This is a genomic window from Nesterenkonia rhizosphaerae (genome assembly GCF_039544555.1).
GTDB classification, from domain to species: domain Bacteria; phylum Actinomycetota; class Actinomycetes; order Actinomycetales; family Micrococcaceae; genus Nesterenkonia; species Nesterenkonia rhizosphaerae.
The window spans coordinates 598193-623316 of the sequence record NZ_BAABLW010000007.1 but is presented as its reverse complement, the minus strand read 5'-3'; the positions used below and the strand labels follow the sequence as shown (position 1 = coordinate 623316).

General features: G+C 63.1%; 19 protein-coding genes and 1 tRNA gene. 12 read left to right on the top strand and 8 right to left on the bottom strand.

The features are described 5' to 3' along the window. Positions 1–100: 100 nt before the first annotated feature. Both ABEA23_RS08530 and ABEA23_RS08525 read right to left on the bottom strand, forming a co-directional pair. Positions 101–1465 (bottom strand): MFS transporter, encoded by a 1365-nt coding sequence (locus tag ABEA23_RS08530; protein WP_345477628.1) that lies wholly within the window; start codon positions 1463–1465, stop codon positions 101–103. A 215-nt stretch (positions 1466–1680) separates the two neighbouring features. Then, the gene (locus tag ABEA23_RS08525; RefSeq protein ID WP_345477627.1) at positions 1681–3456 is read right to left on the bottom strand and encodes an FAD/NAD(P)-binding protein; all 1776 of its coding nucleotides are present in this window, start codon (positions 3454–3456) and stop codon (positions 1681–1683) included. A gap of 107 nt (positions 3457–3563) precedes the next feature. Here ABEA23_RS08525 and ABEA23_RS08520 point away from each other — a divergent pair. Beyond that, a tRNA-Ser gene (locus ABEA23_RS08520) sits at positions 3564–3652 on the top strand. A gap of 92 nt (positions 3653–3744) precedes the next feature. Here the strand turns inward: ABEA23_RS08520 and ABEA23_RS08515 are convergent. From ABEA23_RS08515 to ABEA23_RS08500, 4 genes are read right to left on the bottom strand one after another with little or no spacing between them, the layout of a single operon-like run. Continuing rightward, entirely contained in the window at positions 3745–4227 is a 483-nt protein-coding gene (locus tag ABEA23_RS08515; RefSeq protein ID WP_345477626.1) for an NUDIX hydrolase, read from the bottom strand. Between the two features lie 9 nt (positions 4228–4236). Continuing rightward, positions 4237–7638 carry an ATP-binding protein gene (locus ABEA23_RS08510; protein ID WP_345477625.1) on the bottom strand — a complete coding sequence of 1134 codons (3402 nt, stop codon included), beginning with the start codon at positions 7636–7638 and terminating at the stop codon, positions 4237–4239. After that, positions 7631–8221: a DUF4194 domain-containing protein gene (locus tag ABEA23_RS08505; protein WP_345477624.1), complete on the bottom strand. Its 591-nt coding sequence runs from the start codon at positions 8219–8221 to the stop codon at positions 7631–7633. The genes ABEA23_RS08510 and ABEA23_RS08505 overlap by 8 nt, the downstream gene beginning before the upstream one ends. Further along, positions 8218–9711: a DUF3375 domain-containing protein gene (locus ABEA23_RS08500; RefSeq protein ID WP_345477623.1), complete on the bottom strand. Its 1494-nt coding sequence runs from the start codon at positions 9709–9711 to the stop codon at positions 8218–8220. Before ABEA23_RS08500 ends, ABEA23_RS08505 begins: the two co-directional genes overlap by 4 nt. 115 nt (positions 9712–9826) lie before the next feature. On the opposite strand from ABEA23_RS08500, the gene ABEA23_RS08495 reads away from it, so the two are divergent. The 5 genes from ABEA23_RS08495 to ABEA23_RS08475 all read left to right on the top strand — a co-directional run bounded on the left by ABEA23_RS08495 (position 9827) and on the right by ABEA23_RS08475 (position 16992). Beyond that, the gene (locus tag ABEA23_RS08495) at positions 9827–10876 is read left to right on the top strand and encodes an acyltransferase family protein (protein ID WP_345477622.1); all 1050 of its coding nucleotides are present in this window, start codon (positions 9827–9829) and stop codon (positions 10874–10876) included. A 62-nt stretch (positions 10877–10938) separates the two neighbouring features. After that, positions 10939–13764: a DNA polymerase III subunit gamma and tau gene (locus ABEA23_RS08490; RefSeq protein ID WP_345477621.1), complete on the top strand. Its 2826-nt coding sequence runs from the start codon at positions 10939–10941 to the stop codon at positions 13762–13764. A 119-nt stretch (positions 13765–13883) separates the two neighbouring features. Beyond that, positions 13884–14480: a recombination mediator RecR gene (gene recR / locus ABEA23_RS08485; RefSeq protein WP_345477620.1), complete on the top strand. Its 597-nt coding sequence runs from the start codon at positions 13884–13886 to the stop codon at positions 14478–14480. Positions 14481–14614: 134 nt separating this feature from the next. After that, complete coding sequence (locus tag ABEA23_RS08480; protein ID WP_345478651.1) at positions 14615–15898, top strand: aspartate kinase; 1284 nt, start codon at positions 14615–14617, stop codon at positions 15896–15898. A 185-nt stretch (positions 15899–16083) separates the two neighbouring features. Then, positions 16084–16992 (top strand): 3-methyladenine DNA glycosylase, encoded by a 909-nt coding sequence (locus ABEA23_RS08475; RefSeq protein ID WP_345477619.1) that lies wholly within the window; start codon positions 16084–16086, stop codon positions 16990–16992. A gap of 11 nt (positions 16993–17003) precedes the next feature. On the opposite strand, the gene ABEA23_RS08470 is transcribed toward ABEA23_RS08475, so the two are convergent. Further along, the gene (locus tag ABEA23_RS08470; RefSeq protein ID WP_345477618.1) at positions 17004–17663 is read right to left on the bottom strand and encodes an NADPH-dependent F420 reductase; all 660 of its coding nucleotides are present in this window, start codon (positions 17661–17663) and stop codon (positions 17004–17006) included. 228 nt (positions 17664–17891) lie between these two features. Here ABEA23_RS08470 and purS point away from each other — a divergent pair, with 228 nt between their 5' ends. The 3 genes from purS to purL are packed head-to-tail and all read left to right on the top strand — an operon-like array spanning position 17892 to position 21333. Beyond that, positions 17892–18155 (top strand): phosphoribosylformylglycinamidine synthase subunit PurS, encoded by a 264-nt coding sequence (gene purS, locus ABEA23_RS08465; RefSeq protein ID WP_044493635.1) that lies wholly within the window; start codon positions 17892–17894, stop codon positions 18153–18155. Next, complete coding sequence (gene purQ, locus ABEA23_RS08460) at positions 18152–18937, top strand: phosphoribosylformylglycinamidine synthase subunit PurQ (protein ID WP_345477616.1); 786 nt, start codon at positions 18152–18154, stop codon at positions 18935–18937. Before purS ends, purQ begins: the two co-directional genes overlap by 4 nt. Beyond that, complete coding sequence (purL, locus tag ABEA23_RS08455) at positions 18934–21333, top strand: phosphoribosylformylglycinamidine synthase subunit PurL (protein WP_345477615.1); 2400 nt, start codon at positions 18934–18936, stop codon at positions 21331–21333. The genes purQ and purL overlap by 4 nt, the downstream gene beginning before the upstream one ends. Before the next feature lie 70 nt (positions 21334–21403). On the opposite strand, the gene ABEA23_RS08450 is transcribed toward purL, so the two are convergent. Beyond that, positions 21404–21967, bottom strand: a complete 564-nt coding sequence (locus ABEA23_RS08450; protein WP_345477614.1) for a P-loop NTPase family protein — start codon at positions 21965–21967, stop codon at positions 21404–21406. Between the two features lie 77 nt (positions 21968–22044). On the opposite strand from ABEA23_RS08450, the gene ABEA23_RS08445 reads away from it, so the two are divergent. From ABEA23_RS08445 to ABEA23_RS08435, 3 genes are all read left to right on the top strand, one after another. Continuing rightward, positions 22045–22512: a MarR family winged helix-turn-helix transcriptional regulator gene (locus tag ABEA23_RS08445; RefSeq protein ID WP_345477613.1), complete on the top strand. Its 468-nt coding sequence runs from the start codon at positions 22045–22047 to the stop codon at positions 22510–22512. A 5-nt stretch (positions 22513–22517) separates the two neighbouring features. Further along, positions 22518–24677, top strand: a complete 2160-nt coding sequence (locus ABEA23_RS08440) for an MMPL family transporter (protein ID WP_345478650.1) — start codon at positions 22518–22520, stop codon at positions 24675–24677. Between the two features lie 63 nt (positions 24678–24740). Beyond that, entirely contained in the window at positions 24741–25118 is a 378-nt protein-coding gene (locus ABEA23_RS08435) for a response regulator transcription factor (RefSeq protein WP_345477612.1), read from the top strand. Positions 25119–25124: the final 6 nt, after the last annotated feature.

Here is a 25124-nt window from a genome sequence, read left to right as displayed (position 1 = left end):
GTGCGTGTGATGGTGGAACTTGCCTAGCCATGGTGAATAACCCTAATCGCCTTCTGCCTGATCTTGGCTTCTATGTCTCATCCGTGAGACTGCCGCGGGGTCAGACGGCAGGGATTTTGACTTCGAGTTCTTCGCGGTCACTGTCATCATGCAGGTTGATGCCCTGAAGCTTCTTCGGAACCATCGAGACGGCGGCGAATGAAATCATTGCCAGCAGGGCGATGTAGACGCCGATCAGCCAGGACTGACCGGTTTCGTTGAGGATCCACTGGGCAATAGTGGGCGCGAATGCTCCGCCGATGATTGACCCCAATGCGTAGCCGATGGAGACTCCGGAGAACCGGATGGAGACCGGGAACATCTCCGCATAAAGCGCTGACTGCGGCCCGTAGGAGGGACCGAGGCCCATGGTGAGGATGACGATGGCCAGGGCGAAGATCCAGACCACACCGGTGTCGATGAGGAACCACATCGGGATGGCCCACAGGATGATGATCCCGTATCCGATCTGGAAGGTGCGCACCCGTCCGATGCGGTCCGATATCCAGCCGCCGAGCATGGTGAAGACGAACCATCCCAAGCCTCCGATGAGCGAGGCGATGAGTGTCTGCGTCCGCGACATGCCCAGTGCCGATGCCCCATAGGAGGCGAAGAACGCGATGACAAGGTAGCCGGCAGCGTTGTTGGCGGCGAAGATCAGCGCGGCCAGGAAGGTGTACTTCTTGTGGGTGGTCACCAGCTCCTTCAGCGGTGCTGAGGACTCCTTCTTGCGCTGCTTCATCTCAGTGAAGACCGGGGATTCCTCGACCTTCAGGCGGATCAGGTAGCCCACCACGATGAGCACGAAGGAGAACAGGAAGGGTACACGCCAACCCCAGTCGAAGAACTGCTCTTCGGTCAGCACGCTGTTGAGACCGAACATGAACAGGGTGGCCAGCAGCATGCCCAGCGGAACACCGATCTGGGGGTACATGCCGAAGAGTCCGCGCTTATGGCGTGGCGCGTGCTCTACTGCCAGCAGCGCAGCGCCTCCCCATTCGCCGCCTGCTGAGAGTCCCTGCAGCACGCGCAGTGTGATCAGCAGGATGGGAGCAGCCATGCCCCATGCGGCGTAGGTGGGCAGCAGGCCGATGAGCACGGTGGCGCCGCCCATGCCCATCAGGGTGATGACCAGGACGATTTTGCGCCCGAAGCGGTCTCCCAGCCAGCCGGCGAGGATGGCCCCCAGCGGACGGAACAGGAAGGAGATGCCGATTGAAGCCCAGGCCACCAGTTGGGCGAGCGTCTCGCTCTCCTGGCCCAGCGGCTCGAAGTAGAGCACGGCCAGGACAAATCCTGCCGCCTGGGCGTAGATGAAGAAGTCGTACCACTCGATGGTGGTCCCGACCAGGGTCCCCGCCAGGACTTTCTTCTCCTCGCGAGTGAGGTTGTGACCGTCTTTGCTGAGGTATGCCTGCTGGCTCATTGCGCCTCCATGGGTGCGTCCGGGTCTGCGGAGTGCGAGTGGCGGAGCTTCCCCAATGTGATTCACGTCACTCTGAGGGAACTGTAACAGACTTACCGACCGTCCGGTAGGTAATCCAGTCAGAAACCTCTACTCTTCCTCCCGAGGTCGGTACACCTGAGGTCCGACCGGCAGGTCATGCGAACTCCGGACCGGCCTGCTAGAAAGCCTGGGGGTCAGAGACTGCCCAGCACATCCGCGGCGGCGGCATCGGCGTCGGCGAGGCTTCGTGCTGTGGTGGCGGGGTCCCCGCCCGCCTCGGCCGCGATCGCGGTGCCCCACTGCGCTGAGCTCAGCTGCAGTCCCAGCGCGTAGAGGCCTTCACTCGGTCGGCCATCAGCACCGATGAGCTGGTGCGGCTGGTCAGTCACGTCAAAGCCCTTGCCTGGGCGCGGGCCGTCGTCGCCGGTGGAGGTGATATGGGCTTGGCCGGGTCGGGCCAACCCTTCCTCGAACAGCTGGTGGATCAGCAGAGAATCTGCCACCGACACCCGGTTGGGCGGCATCATCGCTTCCAGCAGCCAAGCTGCCCGGTAGGGCTCCCCTTGGACGTGCGGAGAGTCTGCGGCGAAGCAGCCGGCCTCCTCATCCACGGTGAATGCCGGATGTGGACCGAGGAATTCAACGATGCCAGCTCGCGCCAGGGCTGCCAGCTCCTCGATGCGCTGCACCGGTGGCCCGCTGGCCAACCCTTCCACGAGGGACTCGAACCAGGCCTCCACCTGGGTGATGCGGCTCAGCGGGTCGATGTGCCCTGCGGTGATAAGCGCTTTGAGCTGCAGTCTGGCGGCGTGCATGGCGTTGAGCGCCATCTTCTCCGGACTTCGGGTCCCTGCAGCTGAGGCTGCAGCATCCTCCTGGAGCCAGCCGAGCATGGCTTGTTGGTACTCGGCGCTGCTGCTGAACCTGCTGGTGTCGAAGGGTCGGGCATAGCTGCGGATATCGAAGCGCGGGGCGCCATCGCCGGCTATGCGCCGGTAGGTGTCCTGCACATCGGCTTCAATAAGTGGCCACAGGTATTCGGCGAAGTCGAGCGGGCCGTGGACTTCCAGCAGGCGTGCCACCGCATCCTTGGTGAAGTGCCGCAGCTGGATTCCCTCGGGCACGAATCCTGCGGCGGCGGTCTTGGCTCGGTAGGGAGTGCCGCGCCGCGACCCTGCCACCAGTTTCGGTTCAGTCCCACTGGGCCGGTAGCGGAGCTTCTGTCCGGCTGGAGCATCCGGAACCGCTTCGAAACGCCCACCGCGCCCCTGACTCACCTGAATCATCAGGTCAAAGAAGTTCAGCCCCATTCCGCGGACCAGCACGGTCTGCTCGGCGTCGATGGCGCTGTAGTCCACATCGGTGGGGATTGATGGCGGAATGTAGTGCAGATTCAGGCGCTCGGCGGCTTCCTGGAACTCCTGCGCCGCGCCGGTAAGCCGCGCCGGAATATGCCCGAGGCACAGCACTGCGGCGTGAACCTTGTGCCGCGCACCGTTCTGGAGCTGCAGTTGATAGCCCCCGGCCACCCGGTGGAGCCCGGTGGCGTAGCTGAAGATGGGTTCGACGACGACGCCACGGTTCCGCAGTTGCTGCACTACCGCCTCATGCAGCCATGTCAGATAGCTGCCGTAATCCCGGCGTGCCGGATAGTCGGTGGTCTCTGCATCCCCGCGCCAGTGCGCGAAGCTGCGCGAGACGGAGGAGGGACGCAGCTGCTCTTGGGTGCTGCCGACGGGCGCGGCGGTGGGGAAGCTGGCCGGGGTGTTCATCAGGTAGAGGTCTGATTGCTCGGGGTTCCAGACTCGTCCTGGTCCATGCGGTGCGGGGTCCACCACCAACACGCGCAGTCGCGCAGCGGAGGCGACGTCGTCGTTGTCTTCTAGGTGTGCCAGCAGGCGTTCCAGGAATGATGTGCCGCGGGGCCCGGCACCGATGACGGCGAGGACAAATTCCTGCTGGTTGCTCATAGGAAAGACCCTACCGGGATCAGCACGGGTCATATTTTGCTCTCAGACACGTTGGGCGGCTACCCTAGACAGGCGCGTCTTGAGCGGTTTCCGTTCATGAGGCGCACGGAGGCGTGCCGGAGCGGCCGAACGGACTTCACTGCTAATGAAGGATCCCTTTAAACGGGGATCGGGGGTTCAAATCCCCCCGCCTCCGCATTTACCCCCGTCCGACTAGGAGTTTTCCTAGATCAGGCGGGGGTTTTGCGTTTCTGGGCTGCGAATGAGAGCCAGATCTCGATACTGCAGCTACTGCGTCTGGAACCCAAACGCCGTGACCGCAGGAAGCGTGCCCCGAGTCCACTGCTGCAGCACATACTCCTCATGCGGAACCACCGGGGCAGGCAGCTGGTCAAGACTCGCCCAGCGCAGATCAGCGGCTTTGTCCTGTTCCTGAATCCCGGGCACCCCCTTCCAGCGGCGTACAGCGAAGAAGAAGTCCACACGCTCATCAATCGGCTCACCGCTGGCACCGGTACGGTGCATCACGGTCATCGGCTCAAGATCCGCGGCATTGATCTCTACGCCCAACTCCTCGTGAGCTTCCCGGACTGCGGCTTCGAAGACCGTTTCGCCGGCTTCCACATGACCGGCAGCTCCGAAGGCCCAGTGCTCATCCATATACCCGGTGCCCCGGCGGTAGGACAGCAGCACCTGGTCTTGCTCATCAATCAGCAGCACGTAGGCGGCTGGAACAACTTGAAAACGCATGGGCTCCTCTTCACTGCTCATCTGCTGACATCATGCCTTGCCTTCGCGCATCGCGCGGTAGTCCTCGGTGGCCATCATCAGCAGCCGGGAGTTGTCGCCTTCGTCGGTGTTCTCCACATAGCCGATATTGCGCACATAGGGCGCAATGATGTGGACCTTCTGCAGCGGGGTCACGATCAACAGCTGCAGTCCCAGACGCCGGAAGAGATCCAGCGCGTAGCGAGTCGAGGCATCGGAACCGCGACCGAAGGCCTCATCGATGACAGCGAAGCGGAAGTCCTTGGCTCGTTCCACGCCCCATTCCAGCCCGAACTGGTAGGCCAGCGACGCCGCCAGGATCGTATACGCCAGCTTCTCCTTCTGACCACCAGACTTGCCGTCAGAATCCCGATAGTGCTGATGGGCCCGGCCGGTGGAGCGGTCGCGTTCTGTGGCGTAGAAGGTGAACCAGTTGCGCACATCAGTGACCAGTTCGGTCCAGGTCCGGTCCACCTCGGCGTAGCCCTCACGCCCCCGGAAGCGCTCAATGATCTTCCGCACCTCTTCGAAGCGGCTCTCCGAGTAGCGGTTCTCCTCACCACCGAGCAGAGTGTCGGAGGTGACCTCGCGCAGCTCCCGGCGGAACTGGCGGACCGCGTGGTTCACTGTCAGCTCCTTCTCCAGCCGGATATACCGTCCGGGGCTGAAGTCGATTGAACCCAGCGCGTCGTTGATCAGCCCGATGCGCTGGTCGATCGCATCAGCTTGGCGCGCCAGCCAGTTATTGAAGGCAGCGAGCTCCTGGATGGTGTTGGTGTTCAACTGCGCTTTGAACTCTTCGCGGAAGCGCGGAAGGTCATCAGCTACCAGCCTGTCGTGGAGTTCAACATACTGGTGCCGGGACTCCAGGCTGACGTCGAACTCCTTAGTCTCCGCAGGCCATTCGCGAGCGAACCGATCCATCGCCCGTTCGATGGCGCGGGCCTGGGTATCCGTCTCCTGCCAGAGCGTGTTCAGCTCATCTTTCAGCTGCTGACCGGTGCGCCGCTCCGCGTCGGCGACGTCGTCGGCTCGTGCTGGTGGCACCTCCAGCGTCTCCTGGAGGGTGGGGTAGTTCGCTCGCGCACGTGCCAGCTCATCAGCAGGAGCAGCGGCGATCATCTGCGCATCCCGCTCGTTGGCCGCCGTCGCCGTCCGGATGAGCGATGTCAGTTCGGCGCGCCGTTCGGTCAGCCCCTCCTGGCGCTGCCGCAGCTGGAGCCGAGCCTGCTGATTCTTCTCAAGCCGGGCCTCAATCTCAGCAAGTTCTGAGCTGCCGTGGATCAGCCGTGCACGCTCGGCCTCTGCCTGGTCAGCCCGGGCCTGGGACTCCTCCCAGTCCAGTTCAGCCCAGGAGGTGTAGTCCACAAGGGCCGCCAAGGCATGGGAGCGCTGCGCCAAATCCTTCAGCTGTCCACTGATCTGCGCGATCTCGTCCTTGGTCTGCTGCCAGCGGAAGTTGAGCTCCTGGAGCTCATCGGCAATGGCCTGCTTCTTACTCTCATTGGCCCAACCGAGCACCCAGGCCCGCGGATCGTTGACCCGACGCCGGTCGTCCTTCTCATGCCGTTCCCCATTGCGGACCTGGCCTTCCCTGGTGACCGCCCGGCGTTCCCGGCGGAAGTCCTCCAGAGTCTCAGCACAGTGATGGTCCGCCCGGCGGTAGAGCTCGTTGTAGAGGTATTCCCGGAAGGGACTATCCGCTACCTCGATGGTCTCGGCCAGGAAGAGGCCCTCCCCGCGCGGAGGTTGGAGGCGCACCTGCTGCTCCGGCACGCGCTCATACACCAAGCGCCCACCGGCCACTGACCCATCGGCCCGGCGCACATCCAAGCGATTGCTGTTGACCCAGTCCGAGACTGCCCGATAGTGCCGCTGCGGCACCAGCAACGACAGGGCGAAGCCATTGAGCACCCGCTCAGCGGCACCGCGCCATTGCCGGTGCTCCTCTGCCACATCCAGCAACTCACCGGCGAAAGGCAGTTCGGAGATGTCCAGACCCAGGGCCGCACAGATCCGCTCGCGGATCTCCAGGACGCTGCCAGGCAGGTTATTGCGCCGCTTCTGCAGGCTGGCCAGTTCCTCGCGCACCGCCTGAGCCTCGTCCTCGGCTCGACCGCGGGCGGCCTCCAGCCTGGATCGTTGGTCCTCGAGAGCTGCAGTCTGCGCCGCCAGCTCCTCGCGCAGTTCAGCGGCCTGAGCCTGACGCTGGCGGAACTGGGCGTCGTCGTCGGCTGTCTCCAGCTGGGCACGCTCGAGGAGCTGGTTGTAGCGTTCACGTTCACGACGACGGCGCTGAGCTTCGGCACGGGCTTGCTCGGCCTCGTTCTCCAGAACGGTGACGCGATCACCGCCGGCCTGTGCCCGAGCGGTCACCAGCTCATCGTGTTCAGCCTCAAGCTCTTCACGCTGGGCGGTTGCAGCAGCGGCCTCGCGGCTGAGTTCCTCGTGTTCGGTCTCAGCTTGCGCGGCCTCAGCTTTGCGCAGCTGCAGCCGCAGCTCAGCGAAGTACAGTGCAGCGGCTTCCTGCTGGGCCTGCAGCTGCTGACGCTGTTCCAGGGACCGGTCGTAGATGCTGACGGTTTCACTCAGCGGAGCCAGCGTTTCCAGCTGACGCTGGGCGTTCTGCACCGCCTCATGGGCCCGGCTGAGGTTGTCGAAATGGCTGACAATCTTGCGGACACGCTCTTCAGACTCTGCTGGTTCCAGCATGTGAGTACGGACAAACTCGTTGAGATCGCCCACCGCCTTCATCGAGACGGTCTGGTGGAAGAGCTCCATGGCTTGTTCGGACCGGATGCCCAGCAGCCGGCGCACCGCCCTGCCATAGGGAGGGAAGTCCTTCTCCACCTGGGCTCCGCTCTCACGGAGTCGGCGCAGCAGTTCACCGAGGTCGCTGCCGAAGTTCGCGAAGTCCTCCTCCACGCTGAGCCTGCGGGCTGCGGTGATGAACCGCCGCCAGGGCTGGCCGGAGGCCTCCCGCTGCTGGAAGACCTGTGCGAGGGTGACGGTCTCCTCGTAGCCTTCGTTGGTGAAGACTCCCAGAATCACCGAATATGACCTCGAGCTGCGCAGGGCAGCCGGGCGGGTAATGCCGGTGGCCTCATCCCGGGTGGTCTTGTAGTGGCCTTCCACATAGCTGCGCAGGGTGCGCTCTTTGCGTTCAGCACCGGCAGCCTTGTTGTAGTCGATCCGCTGCGAGGGCAGCAGCAGGGTGCTCACTGCATCCACCAGCGTGGATTTCCCGGAGCCGATGTCTCCGGTGAGCAGAGTGGTGTCGCCGTCAGGCTTGAGCGTCCAGACCTGTTTATCGAAGGTTCCCCAGTTATAAACCTCCAGGGAGGCCAGTCGGAAGCCGGGGCGTCCTTTGATGCCGAGGTCTACCGCGGAGAAGAGGGCGTCGGTGTCATGCATGGTCAAACCTCCCCGCCGCGGCGGCGTACTCGGCCAGTTTGGCCTCGAAATCAGCGAGCGTCTGGGCGTCCACATAGGCCTTCAGGATCCGCATCACTTCCCAGGTGTTCTCCTCACCGCGCAGCGGGCGCAGGAAACCCATCTCGGTGACGCGGCGGATGATGGTGTCGATCCGGTCCACGGCACGGGCTTCATCCTGGGTATCGGCAAGAAAAATCTGCAGCATGCTGATCAGTTCCTCGCGGGTGACCACCAGTTTGGTCTCCCCGCCGGTGGTTTCGAATTCCAACAGGCGCTTGCGCAGCAGCACCAGCAACAAGCTGTCGTGATAGGGCAGTGCCCGCCGGGCCACCAGGCGAGGAAGCGGACGTTCGGTCTCGGACTCAGGCTGGGCGCGCAGATAGGCATAGCCCTCGGCGTCGTCGATCACCACCTCTACCCCGATGCCGGCGAAATGATCCTTCACTGCCGCGGTATGACGGTGCAGGGCCTGCCACGCATCCTCATCCAGTTCCTGGTAGACCACCCCGTTCATCAACCGAATGATGGCCATGGCAGTCTGCTGCTCCTGCAGTGTCCTCACCGGCGCTTCACCACCACACGGGATAGGCGGGCACGACGAGGCTCTCCGGCCTCCTGATACTCGATGACAGTGTCTCCTTCGTCTTCAATAACGACGTCGATGTCTTCGTCCTTCAATGACAGGTAGCCAAGAATCTCAGCTGCCCCCTGCTGAACCGGATACATCTGAATCACGTCTTCCAGCAGGACCGAGGCCCCCGGCGGCACCACCGCGCGCAGCTGCTGGGCGAGTTTGGCCTGATCAACAAAGGTCTGCGAGACCAGCGCCGCAGTACTGATGTCCTGGGCCTGGGCTACCTCCACGGCACTGTCCACTTCTGCTTCGGGCTGCAGCTGATACAGCGGGCGTTCCATGATCATGTCGATCCCGATGCCCTGATCATCGACTTCCAGGCCCAGATTCGGTTCCAGGACCCCGGCGTTCTGCCGGATGCTCAGTGCAGCAGTTTCAATGGAGCGCACCAGTTCCAGCACCCGGCGGTTCTCCACCCAGATCTGGTCATCCAGGAATCGCCGCAGCTGTTCTGAGATCTGCCGGACCGTCTGCTGGGTGCGCTCCGCCGCGTCGGCCCAGTCGTGGTGAATAGTGCGCAGCCGATGATCGGGCTCAACCTCATCGAGCTCATAGACCCGGGCCAGCAGTTCGGAGAGCTCATTCTGCCGCGTCTGGGACAGCAGTAGGTCATAGAAGGCCTGGAAGCTGCGGCCCTGATCGGTTGTCGTGATGTTGGAGCGCGTTCGCACTAACTCCTCCAGAAGCTCACCTTTGCTGCCGCCCCAGGTGGCGATCTTCTCTCGAGCAGTGCGGTCCAGACGCCTGAAGTTCTCCTCGACCTCCCGGAAGTCACTGAGCAGTTCACGTGCGGTGGAGGCGAACTGCTGGTACCGATCTCGCACGCTAGTGGGGTCCAGCAGCCCGGACTGCGGATCCTTTTCGATCTGCTGGATCTCCCGGTCGATCTCCTCACGACGACGGCGCAGCTCAGCTAAACGCACCTGCGGATCGTCCTCGGTGCCCAAGGTGATCTGACGCAGCAGGTCCACGGCGGTCTGCAGCCGGGATTCGGTGGCTACGAAGGGTCTTACCTGGAGGCTGGAGATCCAGGAGTGTGCTTTCTCCAGGGCGGGGGCGGCGTCGTAGTGCAGCTCATCTGAATCCGCAGGATAGAAGCGCCGCAACCAGCCGGACTCCGCCGAGGCCCAGTCTTCGAGGTATTCCTCTGCGGTCCGCGGAAAGGGCGGGGCTTCGGGGTAGGGCGCGTTGAGGGCGTAGAGATGGTCTTCCAGAGCACCGGCTACTTCATGTGCCGGCTGAGCACCCCGACCGCCCTCGAGGTAGTAACTGCCCAGGAAGGACAGGATCAGCGGGGCGTGGTCACGGCGCAGCAGCCGCCAGGCAGGATGACGCTCACGCAAGGAGCTGACCTGCTCAAAGTCCATGGTGTTGCCCTTCTGTGCTGCTGCGATCCGACGGTGCTGTCCCCGGTCCATCCGGCCAATTGGCAGCCTCCACCCTAACGGCGGTCACGGACTTCTTTGGTCCCGAGCAGTCTGCGCTTCCGGCAGGAGCAGCGGTATTGTGCGGTTTTTCGGTAAAGTGGGAGGAATGCTTGCCGCCACCACTCCTTCTTCAGCGCCGGTCAGCACCCCTGCTGCGCGCATGGGGTGGATGGACATGTTGCGCGGAGTGGCGGTCCTGCTGGTGGTGGTCATGCACGCAGCGGACATCCCCATGACCAATGGCAAGGGTGTGGATGAGTGGTCCCGCCTGCACCTGTATCTGGAACCGTTCCGGATGCCGATGCTGATGTTCCTCTCCGGCATGCTGCTGCCCCGAGCCCTAGGGAAGACACTGCCGCAGTATGCCTGGGGGAAGTTCGCGGCCATCGTCTGGCCTGCGGTGGTGTGGATGCTGCTCTTCGGTTTCCTGATCTACCACGGCGGGCCCACAGATCCTGTGTACTGGCGAACCGGTGACTATCTGTGGTTCCTACTAGCGCTGTGCGCCTGCTACGGCACGGCCATGCTGCTGAAGCCGGTAGCGTCGCGTCCGGTGGTCATGAGCCTGCTGTGCACCGGGCTCTTCGTGGCGATGATTCTGCTGCGCTATCACAGCGAGATCAGCCAGTCCCTGGTCAACCGCACCCTCTACTACGGGGCGTTCTTCTTCCTCGGCGCCGCCTGCGCCAGGCTTGTGGTGAAGTGGGTGAACGCCCCGGTGAGCATTGTGGTGGGACTGGGGGCAGTCGCCGTCGTACTGGCAAATCTGGGACTTGATGACCGCAGCTTCCGGCTGGGCACTCCCTTCTCAGCTTTGACGGCGATACTCGGGATCGCTGTACTGCTGTGGATCGCTCCCCGGGTGCCGCGCGGGAACTTCACGCAGATCCTGGAATGGGCTGGGCGCAATTCGATTGTCATCTATGTCACGCATTTTCCGCTGGTGATCCTGATTCACCGGCTGATGCGGCACCTGGATGCGGATCCGGCACTGTATGTCTCCATGTGCACGGTCTTCGGTATGGCGCTGACGCTGCTCATGGTGCGGCTGCGCCCATGGACTGCATGGCTCTATGTCTTCCCGCACCATCAGCGGGTCGCTGCGCGGCTGCACAACCGGGCTGCACTGGGCGGCTCGCAACAGACCCAGCACTAATCTTCAGCCAGAGGATCAGCCGCGAAGGACAGTTGTCTGATGCCCACGGTAAGGTCTACTGCGTGAGTACCGCCCTTTATCGCCGCTACCGCCCGGATACGTTCGCTGACGTCATTGGGCAGGAGCATGTCACCGGACCGCTGGTGACTGCGCTGGGCAAGGATGCGGTCTCCCATGCTTATCTCTTCTCCGGTCCGCGCGGCTGCGGCAAGACCACCTCAGCCCGTATTCTGGCGCGCTGCCTGAACTGCGCCCAGGGCCCCACCGGGTCTCCATGCGGTCAGTGTGAGTCCTGCCGCGAGCTGGCCACCGGCGGGCCGGGCTCCCTGGATGTCATTGAAATCGACGCCGCCAGCCACGGCGGTGTCGACGACGCCCGTGACCTGCGCGAGCGGGCCACGTTCGCCCCGGTGCGGGACCGCTACAAGATCTTCATCATCGATGAGGCTCATATGGTCACCGCGGCTGGCTTCAACGCGCTGCTGAAGATCGTTGAGGAACCCCCCGAACACATCAAGTTCATCTTCGCCACCACGGAACCGGATAAGGTCATCGGCACTATCCGTTCCCGCACCCATCACTATCCTTTCCGGCTGGTTCCCCCGGAGCCGCTGCTGGATTATCTGGAAAGGCTCTGCGCTGCGGAGAACGTTCCTGTGGCCCCGGGTGTGCTGCAGCTGGTGCTGCGCGCCGGTGGCGGCTCCGTCCGAGACACTCTTTCGGTGCTGGACCAGCTGATTGCCGGTTCCGACACCGGCGGCATCGACTATGACCGTGCTGTGGCGCTGCTGGGCTTCACGCATAGCGCGCTGCTCGATGATGTGGTGGAGGCGGTGGCAGCCCTCGACGGCGCCCAGGCCTTCTCAGTAGTGGACCGTGTGGTGCAGTCGGGGCAGGATCCGCGGCGATTTGTAGAGGATCTGCTGGAACGGCTGCGTGATCTCATCATCGTCAGTTCAGTGCCGGAGAATCCTGCGGCCATTCTGCGTGGAGTCCCTGAAGACCAGATCCGCACTATGCAGGCCCAGGCCCAGACGCTCAGCCCTGCTGAACTCTCCAGGGCTGCAGACATTACCGCTACAGCGCTGACGGAAATGGTCGGTGCCACCTCCCCTCGGCTGCATCTGGAACTGCTGATGGCCCGACTGCTGCTGCCTCATGCCGAGCAGGGCCACTCAAGCCTGGCTGCCCGGCTGGAGCGCCTGGAGCGCCGCATGGACTTCACCTCCGGCGCCGGCGTCACCCCGGCCTCGGAAGCACCGTCCGAGCTGGCCCAAGCGCCTGAACCGACCCAAACAACCACCCCGGCCCAAACACCTAGACCGGCTCAGCCACCCAAACCGGCCCAGGCACCCAAGCCGGTCCAGGAACCCAAGCCGACCCAGCGACCGGCCCCCTCCCCCGCGGACACTCCCACAGCTGGGGCATCTGCGGAGACACCAGCCGAGACCACCCCGCCTCGTAGCGACGACGGCTGGGCAACCCCCGGCGTCAGCTGGGGTGACCCAGTGCCGGTGGATTCAGCGCCCTCGCAGCGCATCGCAGAGACAACGTCAGACTCCTACGCTGAACCCACCGCTCATGCGCCAGCACGCCCTGAGCGGGACTCTGCACCGGCGGGACATGCAGCCCCGCCGCAGGCTCCTGGAGCACCGAGTTCTGGAACACAGGCTCCCGCAGCCCAGCGCTCGCCGAGCCAGCATGCTCTCCGCCAGGGCTCTCCCGCTCAGAGCGCCCAAACCCAGAACGCTCCAAGCCAGAACTCTCCAGCCCAGGACGCTCCCGCTCAGGCACCTGCGGGACACACCCGGGCGCCGTCGTCGTCAAGTGCTCCCAGCGGCGGCTCTGCGGAGATGATGAAGCGGGCGTGGCCGGACATCGTCGAAGCCATGAAGTCTCGCTCACGCATGCTGTGGATGCTGGTCAAAGGCAATGTCTCGGTGGCCGGGTTTGACGGCAAGACCCTGACCCTGGGATTCAGCAACGACGGCGCCCGAGCCACCTTCTCCAACCGGGCCGGGGATCAAGCACTCAACGAAGCCATCCAGGAAATCCTGGGCATGCAGGTCAGCTTCGAGCTGGTCACCGGAGGCGCTCCGCCCTCAGGCGGTGGGGAACCCCCAAAAGCTGAAGGCCGGCCTGAGCCCATCACCTCAGCGCCGGCCACAGACACCGGTCAGCTGGGCGCTCCACAGGCTGCCGCCGCTGAGCCCGAATCAGCCCTGCCTGATTCAGCTCGTCCCCAGCCAGCCCGGCCTGATACAGCTCAGCCCGACTCCGCTCCGGTGGCGCATTCGCCTGTCGTGTCACCGGCCTCCCCGCCAGCGCCCGCGCTGGATCACGCACCCTCCGCGACGACTCCGCCAACAGTTGATCACCGGGGTCCAGCCGTCGCAGCTGAACAGCCTCACGCTACGTCGACAGCTACTGACCGGGATGCCGCGCAAAAACCGCCTAAGCCTCCTATCCCGGCATTTGCGCGCCGGAACGGCACCACAGCTGCTGCCAGCGCAGCCCCGGCCGTTGCCCCGGCGCAACCAAGGCCTTCGGCTCCGGCTGGTGGCGCTGCCGGCCCGGGTACAGCGGCAAGCTCGGCGGGTCAGCCCGGCAGCCGCGCACAGGAGATCAGGCAGCGGCTAGCCTCCAAGCGACCCGCCGCAACGGAGCCTCCCGCGGACCCCTACGGCTACGAGCCGCCTGATCCGATGTACGACAATTCACCGCCTCCGGACTGGGCTGAAGCCGCGCCACCGACGGCCGAAGAGGATATCCCCAGTGAGGACGATATCCAGTTGGAGCATTCCGGTGTCTTCGGACGCCGCGCCATCGAGCGAATCCTCGGCGGTGTGCTGCTGGAAGAACGCAGTCTCCACGAGGACGGCTCCTAAAGGTCACGCGTGGCAGCCGCTGTCAGCACCCGCCAGTAGACTGTTCCTCGCTGTCCTGAAGCGGCTGCGGCGGGGACTCCCCTGCGGCCTCACCCCACCTGAAAGGCACCCGACCCGCTGTGTACGAGGGCGCTGTACAAGACCTGATCGATGAACTCGGCCGACTGCCGGGCATCGGGCCAAAATCCGCTCAGCGTGTGGCTTTCCACATCCTGGAGGCCGACGCAGAAGATATGAAGCGACTGGCTGAGGCAATCCGCACAGTCAAGGAAAAGGTCAAGTTCTGCGAGATCTGCTTCAACGTCTCGGAAGAGACCACCTGCCGGATCTGCCAGGACACCCGTCGCGATGCCACCGTGATCTGCGTGGTGGAGGAGTCCAAGGATGTCATGGCCATCGAGCGCACCCGCTCCTTCCGCGGCCGGTACCACGTCCTCGGTGGCGCGATTAATCCCATTGCCGGCATCGGTCCGGACCAGCTGCATATTCGCGAACTGCTGAATCGGCTCTCTGATGAGACCATCCAGGAGGTCATCATCGCCACCGATCCCAACTTGGAGGGCGAAGCAACCGCTACGTACTTGGTGCGCATGCTGGGGTCGTTAGGCATGAACATCACCCGACTGGCCTCAGGCCTGCCCGTAGGCGGAGATTTGGAATACGCTGACGACGTCACTCTCGGCCGGGCCTTTGAGGGTCGCCGCAGCGTCAGCTGAATCTGGTAAACCGCGCGCGGGATAGGCCAAAGCGTGAGACGAAGTCAACCGGCCCTGCGGCTTCTGAGAAAGCGCCCATAGACTGTGATGAACCAACCTGATTCATACACTCACCGGGAGTGAGAACTACACCTATGAGCCTGATCGTCCAGAAGTACGGCGGATCCTCTGTCCAGGATGCCCAGAGCATCAAACGCGTGGCACGGCGGATCGTCGAGACAAAAAAGGCCGGCAACCAGGTGGTGGTCGTGGTCTCCGCAATGGGAGACACCACCGATGATCTCCTTGATCTGGCCGCCGATATCTCCGGCAATCCTCCGCTGCGTGAAATGGATATTCTGCTCTCCTCAGGAGAACGTATGTCCATGGCGCTGCTGGCTATGGCCATCCATGAGCTCGGAGAATCCGCCCAGTCCTTTACCGGTTCCCAGGCCGGCATGATCACCGATGCCATCCACGGCAAGGCCCGCATCATCGAGGTCTCCCCGCAGCGCGTGCAGGAAGCGGTCGATGCCGGCCATGTGAGCATTGTCGCCGGGTTCCAGGGGATGAGCCGGGAATCCAAGGACATCACCACTATGGGCCGTGGCGGTTCTGACACCACGGCAGTGGCTCTGGCTGCTGCGCTGAAGGCCGATGTCTGTGAGATCTACACCGATGTTGACGGGGTCTTCACCGCCGATCCGCGGGTGGTCAAGACTGCGCGGAAAATCGATGTGATCTCCAGCGAGGACATGCTGGAAATGGCCGCTGCCGGATCAAAGGTCCTGCACCTGCGAAGTGTGGAGTATGCCCGCCGCTTCGGAGTGAAGCTCCATGTACGCTCCAGCTTCAGCCAAAAGGAAGGCACCTGGGTTATCCCAGATGAAAAAGACAAAGTCACCCTCCAGGAAGGTGAACCCTTGGAACAGCCCATCATCTCCGGCGTCGCTCACGATGCCTCCGAAGGAAAACTGACCATCACCGGTGTCCCCGATGTGCCCGGCAAGGCGGCAGAGATCTTCAACCTGATCGCTGAGGCCGGTATCAACATCGACATGATCGTCCAGGACGTGTCCATGGAGACCAAGACCACCAACATCTCCTTCACCCTCCCGGGCGCCGATGGGCCCAAGGCTCAGGACATTCTGACCCAGCACCAGGAGAGCATCGGATTCAAGGACCTGGACTTCGTTCCGCGCGTGGGCAAGGTCTCCCTGGTCGGAGGTGGAATGCGCAATCATCCAGGCGTCTCCGCGCGCTTCTTCAGCGCCCTGCGGGATGCCGGAATCAACATCGGATTGATCTCCACCTCGGAGATCCGTGTCTCGGTCATTACTGATGTGGAGCTTCTGGATAAGGCAGTACAGGCCATCCACACAGCCTTTGGACTCGACGCCGACGAAGAGGCCACCGTCTACGCAGGCACCGGACGCTGAACCGCTCGGCCGGAAGCTAGAAAACCTTAGGGCGCAGGTTCCGTGAGGATCCTGCGCCCTAAGTGTCTGGTGCGAGTTGCCCATCAGTGTAGCGAACTTTCAGCCAGCAGTCAGCAGTTCTGCGGCTAGAAACTGCTGCCTGAACATTGCCTAGTGATACGGCTCTGTATCCTTAGAAGTTGCCTATGGTCACACAGACAATGTCCTTCACTGAGCTCTCCAGGGAACAGCACCGCGCGCGTGCGATCGACCACCAGCGCGCCGTCGCTCGCTTTGCTGAGGGCTTCCTTCAGCGCAGGCAGGCTGGCAAGAAACACCCGGTGGAAGATTTTCTGTTCACCTATTACTCACATACCCCGGGCCAACTCTCTCGCTGGCATCCTGGCGCAGGCGTAGTGCTTGCAGAAGCTGGCAGCTCTGAGCAGGCAACCTGGAAGTTCTACACCACCGTTGATGACGGAACGCCAGCCGGTGGGGCTACGGTCGACGTCGCCCGCTTTCGCGAAGAACGGGCGGAGATGATTGATTTTGCGCGGCGGCTGCTCGGCACCACTGCCGCGAAGCCAGCCCAATTAGGCTGTTTCGGGCTGCATGAGTGGGCCATGGTCTATCAATCGCAGAAGCACGGTCAGCGCCACGATGAGGTACCGCTGCGATTAGGTGCAGCCGGCACCGACGATCTCGTGGAATCTCTGAGCATCAAGTGCACTCATTTTGACGCATTCCGGTTCTACACCCCGTCAGCCAAGCCGCTGAACGCCCAGCAGCCCACCCGCGAGACCCAGGTCCAGATGGAACAGCCGGGCTGCCTTCACGCGAATATGGACCTGTACAAATGGGCGTACAAGCTCACCCCTGCCATCAGCAGTGATCTGCTGCTCGAGTGTTTCGACCTAGCCTGGCGCATCCGAGAACTGGATATGCGGGCCTCACCTTATGATCTGCGGGCCTGGGGCTATGAGCCGGTCCGTATTGAGGAGCCCTCAGGGCGAGCAGAGTATGCCCGGACCCAAAAGTCCTTCAGTGAAGAAGCGCAGGTGCTGCGCGGCAAGATTCTCTCGGCCCTGGACCACCTCGAGGCACTGCCGGCATAGACCCCTGAGGATCAGGCGCTGGCACCGGTGAGTACCTGCTGGCACTGGTCCAGCAGCGCGCGCATCTGCTCGGCGGTATGCCGGCCGTTGAAGATCTCCGTGCCGTTTTCATAGGTCCTCCCTGCACTGAGCGGTCCTGCGTCCACGGCGTCGTAGCCCAGGGAGTCAACGAACTCAGCCACAAGCTGCTTGGCGGCCTCGTCATCAGAGGCCACAGCCAGGGCGCGGCGCTTGGTGTCACCGGCGGGGTAGGAATCAACCTCGAGGTCCCCGTAGCCGATGTGGTTCAGTGTCTTGACCAGGCGTACATCGCCGAGGAAGTCAGCAATGACTTCACTGGTGGAGCGGCCGGTCTCGAACTCCTCCATGATCCCATCCACCGGAGCCCAGTAGTTCATGGTGTCGATGACCACGTGACCCTGGAGCACGCTGGCGTCAATGGAGCGGTATTTGTGCAGCGGCACTGCCAGGACGATGATGTCGGATCCGCGCAGCTCGTCCCGGTTGACGGCGGTGGCACCGGGGACGATCACCTCGGTCAGCAGCTTGATTTCCTCAGCAGGCCGACTCGTCGCGATCTTCACGGTGTGCCCGGCGCGCACGGCCTGCCGGCCCACGGCAGTGCCTACACGACCGGCGCCGAGAATCCCTATAGTCAGTGGCTGCGGCATGAGCGTGTCCCCTCATCTGGATCGGTATGGCTGACGGTCAAGGTCTTTCCAATTTGAAAGAACACGACGACGACGCCAACTGTTCCCGACGTGGCGGAGGTCACCGGCCCTGCGGGCCTGCGCATCACGGGTAGACTTGATGGGCAAGCTCGCGGAGCGCTCGGACTCGAGCGTGAGACGGCACTCCAGCGGGCAGATCACCGCATCTACTTAAACGCAGGAGAATCGATGCCGCGCATTATTGTCGAGGTCATGCCCAAACCTGAGATCCTCGACCCGCAGGGCAAAGCAATCGTCAACGCACTCCCCCACCTGGGATTCACCGAATTCTCCGGCGTCCGCCAGGGTAAGCGGTTTGAGCTGACAGTCGACGGCGAGGTCACCGAGGAGATCCTCCAGCAGGCCCGCAAGGCCGCCGCGGAGATGCTCTCCAACCCGGTGATTGAAGACGTGGTGGCTGTGCGAGTTGATGACGAGGGTGACGCCGCGTGAGCGTGGACACCCCTCTGATTGGCGATTTCACCGCCGCACCTGCTCAATCCCCGCTGGATGGTGCGCGTATCGGCGTGGTGACCTTCCCCGGAACACTCGATGACCGCGACGCCGCCCGCGCGGTTCGCCTCGGCGGCGGCACCCCCGTTGCACTGTGGCACGCAGACCAGTCCCTACACGGAGTGGACGCTGTGGTGCTGCCCGGCGGATTCTCCTACGGAGATTATCTGCGCGCTGGCGCCATTGCCCGCTTCGCCCCGGTGATGGACACCATCGTCAAAGAAGCTCAGGCCAAGGACACATCTGCGGCTGCTCTGCCCGTCCTCGGTATCTGCAATGGGTTCCAGATCCTCACCGAAGCGCATCTGCTGCCCGGTTCGATGATCAAGAACAACCATCTGAAGTTCATCTGCCGCGACCAGGCACTGCGCGTGGAGAATAATCAGACCGCCTGGACCAGCCAGTTCACCGATGATGAGATCATCGCGATCCCGCTGAAGAACCAGGACGGCCAGTATGTGGCCGACGACGCCACTCTCGCCCGACTCGAGGACGAGGGCCGCGTGGTGTTCCGCTATGTAGGCGGCAACCCCAACGGTTCCCGCAATGACATTGCCGGGATCACCAATGAGGTCGGCAATGTGGTGGGCCTGATGCCGCATCCGGAGCATGCCGTAGAAGCTGGCTACGGACCGGACGACACCACCGGTATGCGCAACGGCACCGACGGACTAACCCTGTTCACCTCCGTCATCTCGTCCCTGGCAGGAGCAACTAAATGACCGAAAATGCGTCCGAGCAGCCCACCGCCGCAGAGGTGCCGGTGCACCAGACCCAGTTCAACATCGACACCGTGGCCAACGCTGCGACCACCCCGGAGACCGAACTCCCCTGGGCTGAGCTCGGCCTGAAAGAGGATGAGTTCCACCGGATCGTGGACATCCTGGGCCGCCGCCCTACCGCCGCGGAACTGGCGATGTACTCGGTGATGTGGTCCGAGCACTGCAGTTACAAGTCCTCCAAGGTCCATCTGCGCCAGTTCGGCGAGAAGGTTACCGAGGAGATGAAGAAGGACCTGATGGTGGGCATCGGCGAGAACGCCGGTGTCACCAACCTCGGCGATGGTTGGGCGGTGACCTTCAAGATCGAGTCCCACAACCATCCCTCCTTCGTGGAGCCCTACCAGGGTGCGGCCACCGGCATCGGCGGCATTGTTCGCGACATCATCTCCATGGGCGCCCGCCCGGTGGGTGTGATGGATCCGCTGCGCTTCGGCGATATCGATCACCCAGACACTAAGCGCGTGCTGCCCGGAGTGGTCTCCGGAATCGGCGGCTACGGCAACTCCCTGGGGCTGCCCAACGTCGGCGGTGAAGTGGTCTTCGACTCCGTCTACCAGGACAACCCGCTGGTCAACGCACTGGCTGTAGGGGTGATGCGCCACGAGGACATCCGCCTGGCCAACGCTTCCGGTGTGGGCAACAAGGTGGTGCTCTTCGGTGCACGTACCGGTGGCGACGGCATCGGCGGTGCCTCTGTGTTGGCTTCGGAGTCCTTCGATGATTCCAAGCCTTCCAAGCGTCCCGCTGTGCAGGTGGGCGACCCCTTCGCAGAGAAGGTGCTCATCGAGTGCTGCCTGGAGCTGTTCAAGAATGAGCTCGTCGAGGGCATTCAGGACCTCGGCGCCGCCGGTATTTCCTGCGCGACCTCAGAACTGGCCTCCAATGGTGAGGGCGGCATGCACGTGGAGCTGACCAATGTGCTGCTGCGCGATCCCACTCTGACTCCGGGTGAGATCCTGATGTCGGAATCCCAGGAACGCATGATGGCTGTGGTGACTCCGCAGAACGTCGAGGCCTTCGAGGCCGTGATGGGCAAATGGGGCGTGGAGTACTCCTGGCTGGGCGAGGTGACTGACACCGGCCGGCTGATCATCGAGTGGAACGGTGAGACCATCGTTGATGTCGACCCGCGCACCGTGGCTCATGACGGACCGGTCTACGAGCGCCCGTATCACCGTCCCGCGTGGCAGGACGAGCTGCAGGCCGATGCTTTCCGCACCTCCCCCGCCGCACAGGATCTTCCCGCCACCGCAGAAGAGCTGGGCAGCGCCGTCGTCGAATTGATGGCTCAGCCGAATATGGCTGATGCCTCCTGGATCACCGACCAGTACGACCGCTTTGTAGGCGGTAATACCGCGCTGTCTGTACCCGACGACGCCGGGGTGATCCGCGTGGACGAGGAGACCGGCCTGGGCGTGGCGCTGTCCACCGACTGCAACGGCCGCTACGCCTACCTGGATCCCTACACCGGTGCGCAGCTGGCACTGGCAGAGTCCTACCGCAATGTGGCAACTTCCGGAGCCATCCCGATGGCGGTCTCCGACTGCCTGAACTTCGGCTCGCCGGAGGATCCTGAGATCATGTGGCAGTTCGCTGAGTCCGTGCGCGGGCTTGCCGATGCTTGCATGGAACTGGGAGTCCCGGTGACCGGCGGTAACGTCTCGCTGTACAACCAGACCGCCGGCCGGGCTATTCACCCGACTCCGGTGGTGGGCGTGCTGGGCAAATTCGACGACGTCGGACGCCGCACCCCCTCCGGTTTCCAGCGCTGGGCTGATGGCCAGGCCATCTACCTGCTGGGTGTGACCCGTGATGAACTCGATGGCTCAGAGTTCGCGCGGATGCGCGGCCACCTGGGCGGTCTGCCCCCGAAGGTGGACCTCGCCGCGGAGAAGACCCTGGGTGAGATCCTCATCAATGCTTCACGTGACGGCATGATCGACTCCGCCCATGATCTCTCCGAGGGCGGTCTGGCGGCGGCTCTGGCCGAGATGTCGCTGCGCTTCGGGGTCGGGGCGAGAGTGGCTGTAGACGGGATCTGCGAACGCGATGGTGTGGACGCTTTTACCGCACTGTTCAGCGAATCCCAGGCCCGGGCTCTGGTGGCACTGCCGCGTTCAGAGGAGCTGCGTTTCACCGATATGACCAGCGCCCGTGGTTTTGCTGCCCTACGGATCGGTGTGGTCGATGCCGAGTCCGGCGGCCTAGAGGTCACCGGCCCCTTCGAGGGAGGCAGCTTCGGCATCGGACTGGATGAGCTCAAGGACGCCTGGAGCAGCGTACTGCCCAGCCGCTTCGATACCGCCATTGAGGCCACGGAAGCACTGATGAAGTAGTCGTCTTGCTTCCCGCACAAGGGCCCGACGATCTTGTTCCGCGAGGAATGAGCGCCGGGCCCTTGTGCGTCTACTGCTGCATGCAGTCGCTGAGCGCCTGCAACCAGCGCTTGGTCTCCCGTGGGCTGCGCAGTCGCACCACAGTCAGACCCTCGAATCGCTCTTCCAGGGTGGGGATTACGGGTTTGAGTTTGTTGCGCGTCCTCCAGCCCCAGCGGATGATGTGGTCTCTATCGGTAAAGATCCTGGACAACGGCTGTTCGATATTTCCGTTCCACAGTTCGGTGCCCCGGATTCGCCGGCTCAGAGTGCGCCGAATGAGCCGCTGCATCTTCAGCGGGGTCGCATAGTCCAGCCACAACACGGTGTCCGCCCGTGAAGCAATCAGCGGCCGGACTGCCCGATACTGCAGTTCGATGATCCAGCGCGGCTGCGCAGTGAAACGTTCGACGTCGTCGTCGAATGTCTCTCTGGGCGTCCAGTCCGGACCCCAGTAGAGGCCGTCAAGCTCTTCACACGGAAAGCCGGTGATCTTCTCCAGCTCCGTGCACAATGTGGTTTTGCCAGCCCCGCTGGTTCCTGCCACCGCAATACGCTGGGGTTTCCACGTGATCGTCTCATCGGCACGGCGCATGATCTTGAGTCTATGCAGAAGGAGCCGGCACCTCACCCAGATAGCTAAATAATCTAGCTATCTGTACTATCGTAAACATGTCCGATCCTTCCGCCGTGATGCGCACTCTGCGAGCTATCCAACTGCTCAATGACGCCCTGGATCGCATGCACAGTGACCTCACCGGACTGATGAAGATGAATGCCTCGGATCTCAAAGCCCTGCGCATGTTGGCCATCCGTGAGCAGCAGCAGCGGGATGTGAGTCCGCATGAGCTGGCCGAACACCTCGGTGTCTCCACTGCTGCAGTCACCACACTCATCGACAGACTCGCGGCACAAGGCTTCGCCGAGCGACACCCGCATCCCCGCGACGGTCGCTCACGGATCCTCGTCCTGACGCCAAAAGCCCGCGCGCACTTCTTTCAGCACTTCGGCGGTCATCTGAGCACGATGCGTGAACTGATGGAGCCAATGGACAGCACAGATCTGCACACCATCGCCGGGTTCCTCGAGACGCTAGCCACCCGGCTCTCCTCTGAACAGCGAGAAAGCGACCCCACGTGAACACTATGGAAACCCAGCGCAGCGAAGCGCCTGAGACACGGCGAGAGCGGCGCAGGGCCAGGAATGCGCCGTCACAGTCGCGGGGTCTGCGCCTGTTGATCCCCGCAGTGCTGGCGATTATCTGGCTGGCATGGACTGCCTGGGGCGGCCAGACCTTCGGAAACCTCTCTCAAGTCACCACCAACGATCAGGCCACCTTCCTTCCCGCTGAGGCTGAGTCCACTCGGGCTCTGGAGCTGCAGGAGCGCTTTAGCGATCAGGACGCCGTACCTGCCACTGTGGTGGCCGTCTCCGAGGGCGAGGAGCTGACCCCTGAGGACTTCAGCACCGCCGAGAATATGGTGGCCGAGGCGGCAGAACTATCCGGTGTTCTCCAGGTCATCCCTCCACAGCCCTCCGAGGACGGCCAGGCCTTGCAGGTGCTGGTGCTCCTTGAGGAAGATGCCACCGAGGACCAGGCGCTACAGGCGTTGCGCGAACTGGTCAGCGAATCATTTGATGATGCCGAATGGACCGCCTATGTCACCGGCCCGGCGGCACTGTCAGCTGACCTCTCCGATGCGTTCGCGGGTATCGACGGGATCTTGCTGCTTGTCGCCGTCGTCGCCGTCTTCATCATTCTGATCGTGGTCTACCGTTCGGCGCTGCTGCCTATTCTGGTACTGCTTTCCTCGGTGGGCGCGCTCTGCGCCGCCATCACGGTGGTCTTCTTCATGGCTCAGCAGGGCTGGATCCAGCTCAACGGGCAGGTTCAGGGGATCCTGTCCATTCTGGTGATCGGCGCGGCCACCGACTACTCCCTGCTGCTGGTGGCCCGCTATCGCGAGGAGCTCGCGCGCGCTGAGGACAGGTTCGCTGCGCTGCGCACGGCGGTGCGCCGTTCAGCGCCGCCGATCCTGGCTTCTGGCGGAACGGTGGCGGTTGCCCTGCTCTGTCTGCTCTTCTCCGACCTGAACTCGAACCGAGCCCTGGGGCCGGTGGCCAGCACCGGCATTGTCTTAGCCATGGCTGCCACCCTCACGTTCCTGCCAGCCATGCTCGCGCTGACCGGTCGCCCCGCTTTCTGGCCGAAGGTGCCCCATGTGGAGACCGACACATCAGCCTCGCAGTACCGTTTCTGGCGCCGTACAGCAGGAGTCGTACGGCGTAGGCCGCGTACCGTATGGCTCGTGGTGACGCTCCTACTGCTGGTCAGCGCCGCAGGAGTCACCCAACTGAAGGCCAACGGCGTTCCACAGTCGGATCTGGTCCTGGGAGAAACGGACACTCGCGCCGGCCAGGAGCTGTTGGAGGAACATTTCGACGCCGGAACCGGTGCGCCCAGCACCATCTTCGTTCCAGCGGATGAGGCTGAGCAGGCCCTGGAGGTCGTCTCCGAGGTTGAGGGTGTCGCAACCGCTTACTTGGTCGGGGAGAGCAACTCGCCGGCTGAAACTCCGGGTCAGGCCCGGGACGTCGACGGCGTCGTGCAGATCTCTGCGACCCTGACCGCCGCGGGTGACTCGCTTGAGGCGGAAGAGACTGTTCGGCAGCTTCGTGAGGATCTCAATGAGCTCAGCGGCCAAGCCCTTGTAGGCGGCACTACGGCCACCCAGCTGGATACGAATGACACCGCTCAGCGCGATCTCTTGGTCATCATCCCGCTGGTGCTGATAGCTATTACCGCCATCCTGATTCTGTTGCTGCGCTCTGTGATCACGCCACTGATCCTGATCAGCACCACTGTGCTGTCCTACCTGTCAGCCCTGGGAATCTCCGCCTTGGTGTTCAATCATCTTTTCGATTTCCCTGGGGCTGACGCCAGTGTGCCGCTCTTCGGCTTCATGTTCCTGGTGGCCCTTGGTGTGGACTACAACATCTTCCTTATGACTCGCGCCCGGGAGGAAACCGGTGAACATGGGGCGAAAGAGGGAGTGCTGCGTTCCTTAGTCGTCACCGGAGGGGTGATCACCAGCGCGGGCATTGTGCTGGCGGTGACCTTCATGGCCCTTGCGGTCCTGCCACTGATGTTTATGGTGCAGCTGGCGTTCCTGGTGGCTGTCGGGGTCTTTATCGACACCTTCATTGTGCGCACCCTGCAGGTCCCCGCCCTGTGCGTGGAACTGGACCGGCGTATCTGGTGGCCATCTCGACTAAGCCGCGCCACCACTATCAGAAAGGCCTGATTTGCTGGCGGACACGGTGCCGTAGGATGGCATCTAATTAGCCTGCGAGAGAGGGATCAGGGCATGCCACAGGAGCGCCGAGCACTAGTCATCGAGGACGACGACGATATACGCCGCTTGCTCGAGATGGTGCTGGGCCAGGCAGGCTTCACGGTGGACACAGTCTCCAGCGGCGAAGAAGGCGTCGCCTGGGCCGCACGAGAGGACTACGTGCTTGCGACTGTGGACATTGGTCTTCCTGATATTGACGGACTGGAAGTCATCCGCAGGATTCGCTCCACTTTTACCGGACGAATCGTCGTGATCAGCGCTCGTGCTTCTACCGGAGACGAAACGCACGGCATGGCGGCCGGCGCGGACCTTTACCTGACCAAGCCGTTCAGGCCGCGCGAGCTGCGTGCACACTTCGAGGGTCTACTCAGCGCTAAACCCGCCCCATAGGACTGC

Coding starts and splice junctions, on each gene's coding strand:
- ABEA23_RS08525 (WP_345477627.1), bottom strand. CDS start 3,456: ATGAGCAACCAGCAGGAATTTGTCCTCGCCGTCATCGGTGCCGGGCCC.
- ABEA23_RS08445 (WP_345477613.1), top strand. CDS start 22,045: ATGTCCGATCCTTCCGCCGTGATGCGCACTCTGCGAGCTATCCAACTG.
- ABEA23_RS08475 (WP_345477619.1), top strand. CDS start 16,084: ATGGTCACACAGACAATGTCCTTCACTGAGCTCTCCAGGGAACAGCAC.
- ABEA23_RS08495 (WP_345477622.1), top strand. CDS start 9,827: ATGCTTGCCGCCACCACTCCTTCTTCAGCGCCGGTCAGCACCCCTGCT.
- ABEA23_RS08440 (WP_345478650.1), top strand. CDS start 22,518: ATGGAAACCCAGCGCAGCGAAGCGCCTGAGACACGGCGAGAGCGGCGC.
- ABEA23_RS08530 (WP_345477628.1), bottom strand. CDS start 1,465: ATGAGCCAGCAGGCATACCTCAGCAAAGACGGTCACAACCTCACTCGC.
- purS (WP_044493635.1), top strand. CDS start 17,892: ATGCCGCGCATTATTGTCGAGGTCATGCCCAAACCTGAGATCCTCGAC.
- ABEA23_RS08515 (WP_345477626.1), bottom strand. CDS start 4,227: ATGAGCAGTGAAGAGGAGCCCATGCGTTTTCAAGTTGTTCCAGCCGCC.
- ABEA23_RS08480 (WP_345478651.1), top strand. CDS start 14,615: ATGAGCCTGATCGTCCAGAAGTACGGCGGATCCTCTGTCCAGGATGCC.
- ABEA23_RS08470 (WP_345477618.1), bottom strand. CDS start 17,663: ATGCCGCAGCCACTGACTATAGGGATTCTCGGCGCCGGTCGTGTAGGC.
- ABEA23_RS08450 (WP_345477614.1), bottom strand. CDS start 21,967: ATGCGCCGTGCCGATGAGACGATCACGTGGAAACCCCAGCGTATTGCG.
- ABEA23_RS08510 (WP_345477625.1), bottom strand. CDS start 7,638: ATGCATGACACCGACGCCCTCTTCTCCGCGGTAGACCTCGGCATCAAA.
- purL (WP_345477615.1), top strand. CDS start 18,934: ATGACCGAAAATGCGTCCGAGCAGCCCACCGCCGCAGAGGTGCCGGTG.
- ABEA23_RS08435 (WP_345477612.1), top strand. CDS start 24,741: ATGCCACAGGAGCGCCGAGCACTAGTCATCGAGGACGACGACGATATA.
- ABEA23_RS08500 (WP_345477623.1), bottom strand. CDS start 9,711: ATGGACCGGGGACAGCACCGTCGGATCGCAGCAGCACAGAAGGGCAAC.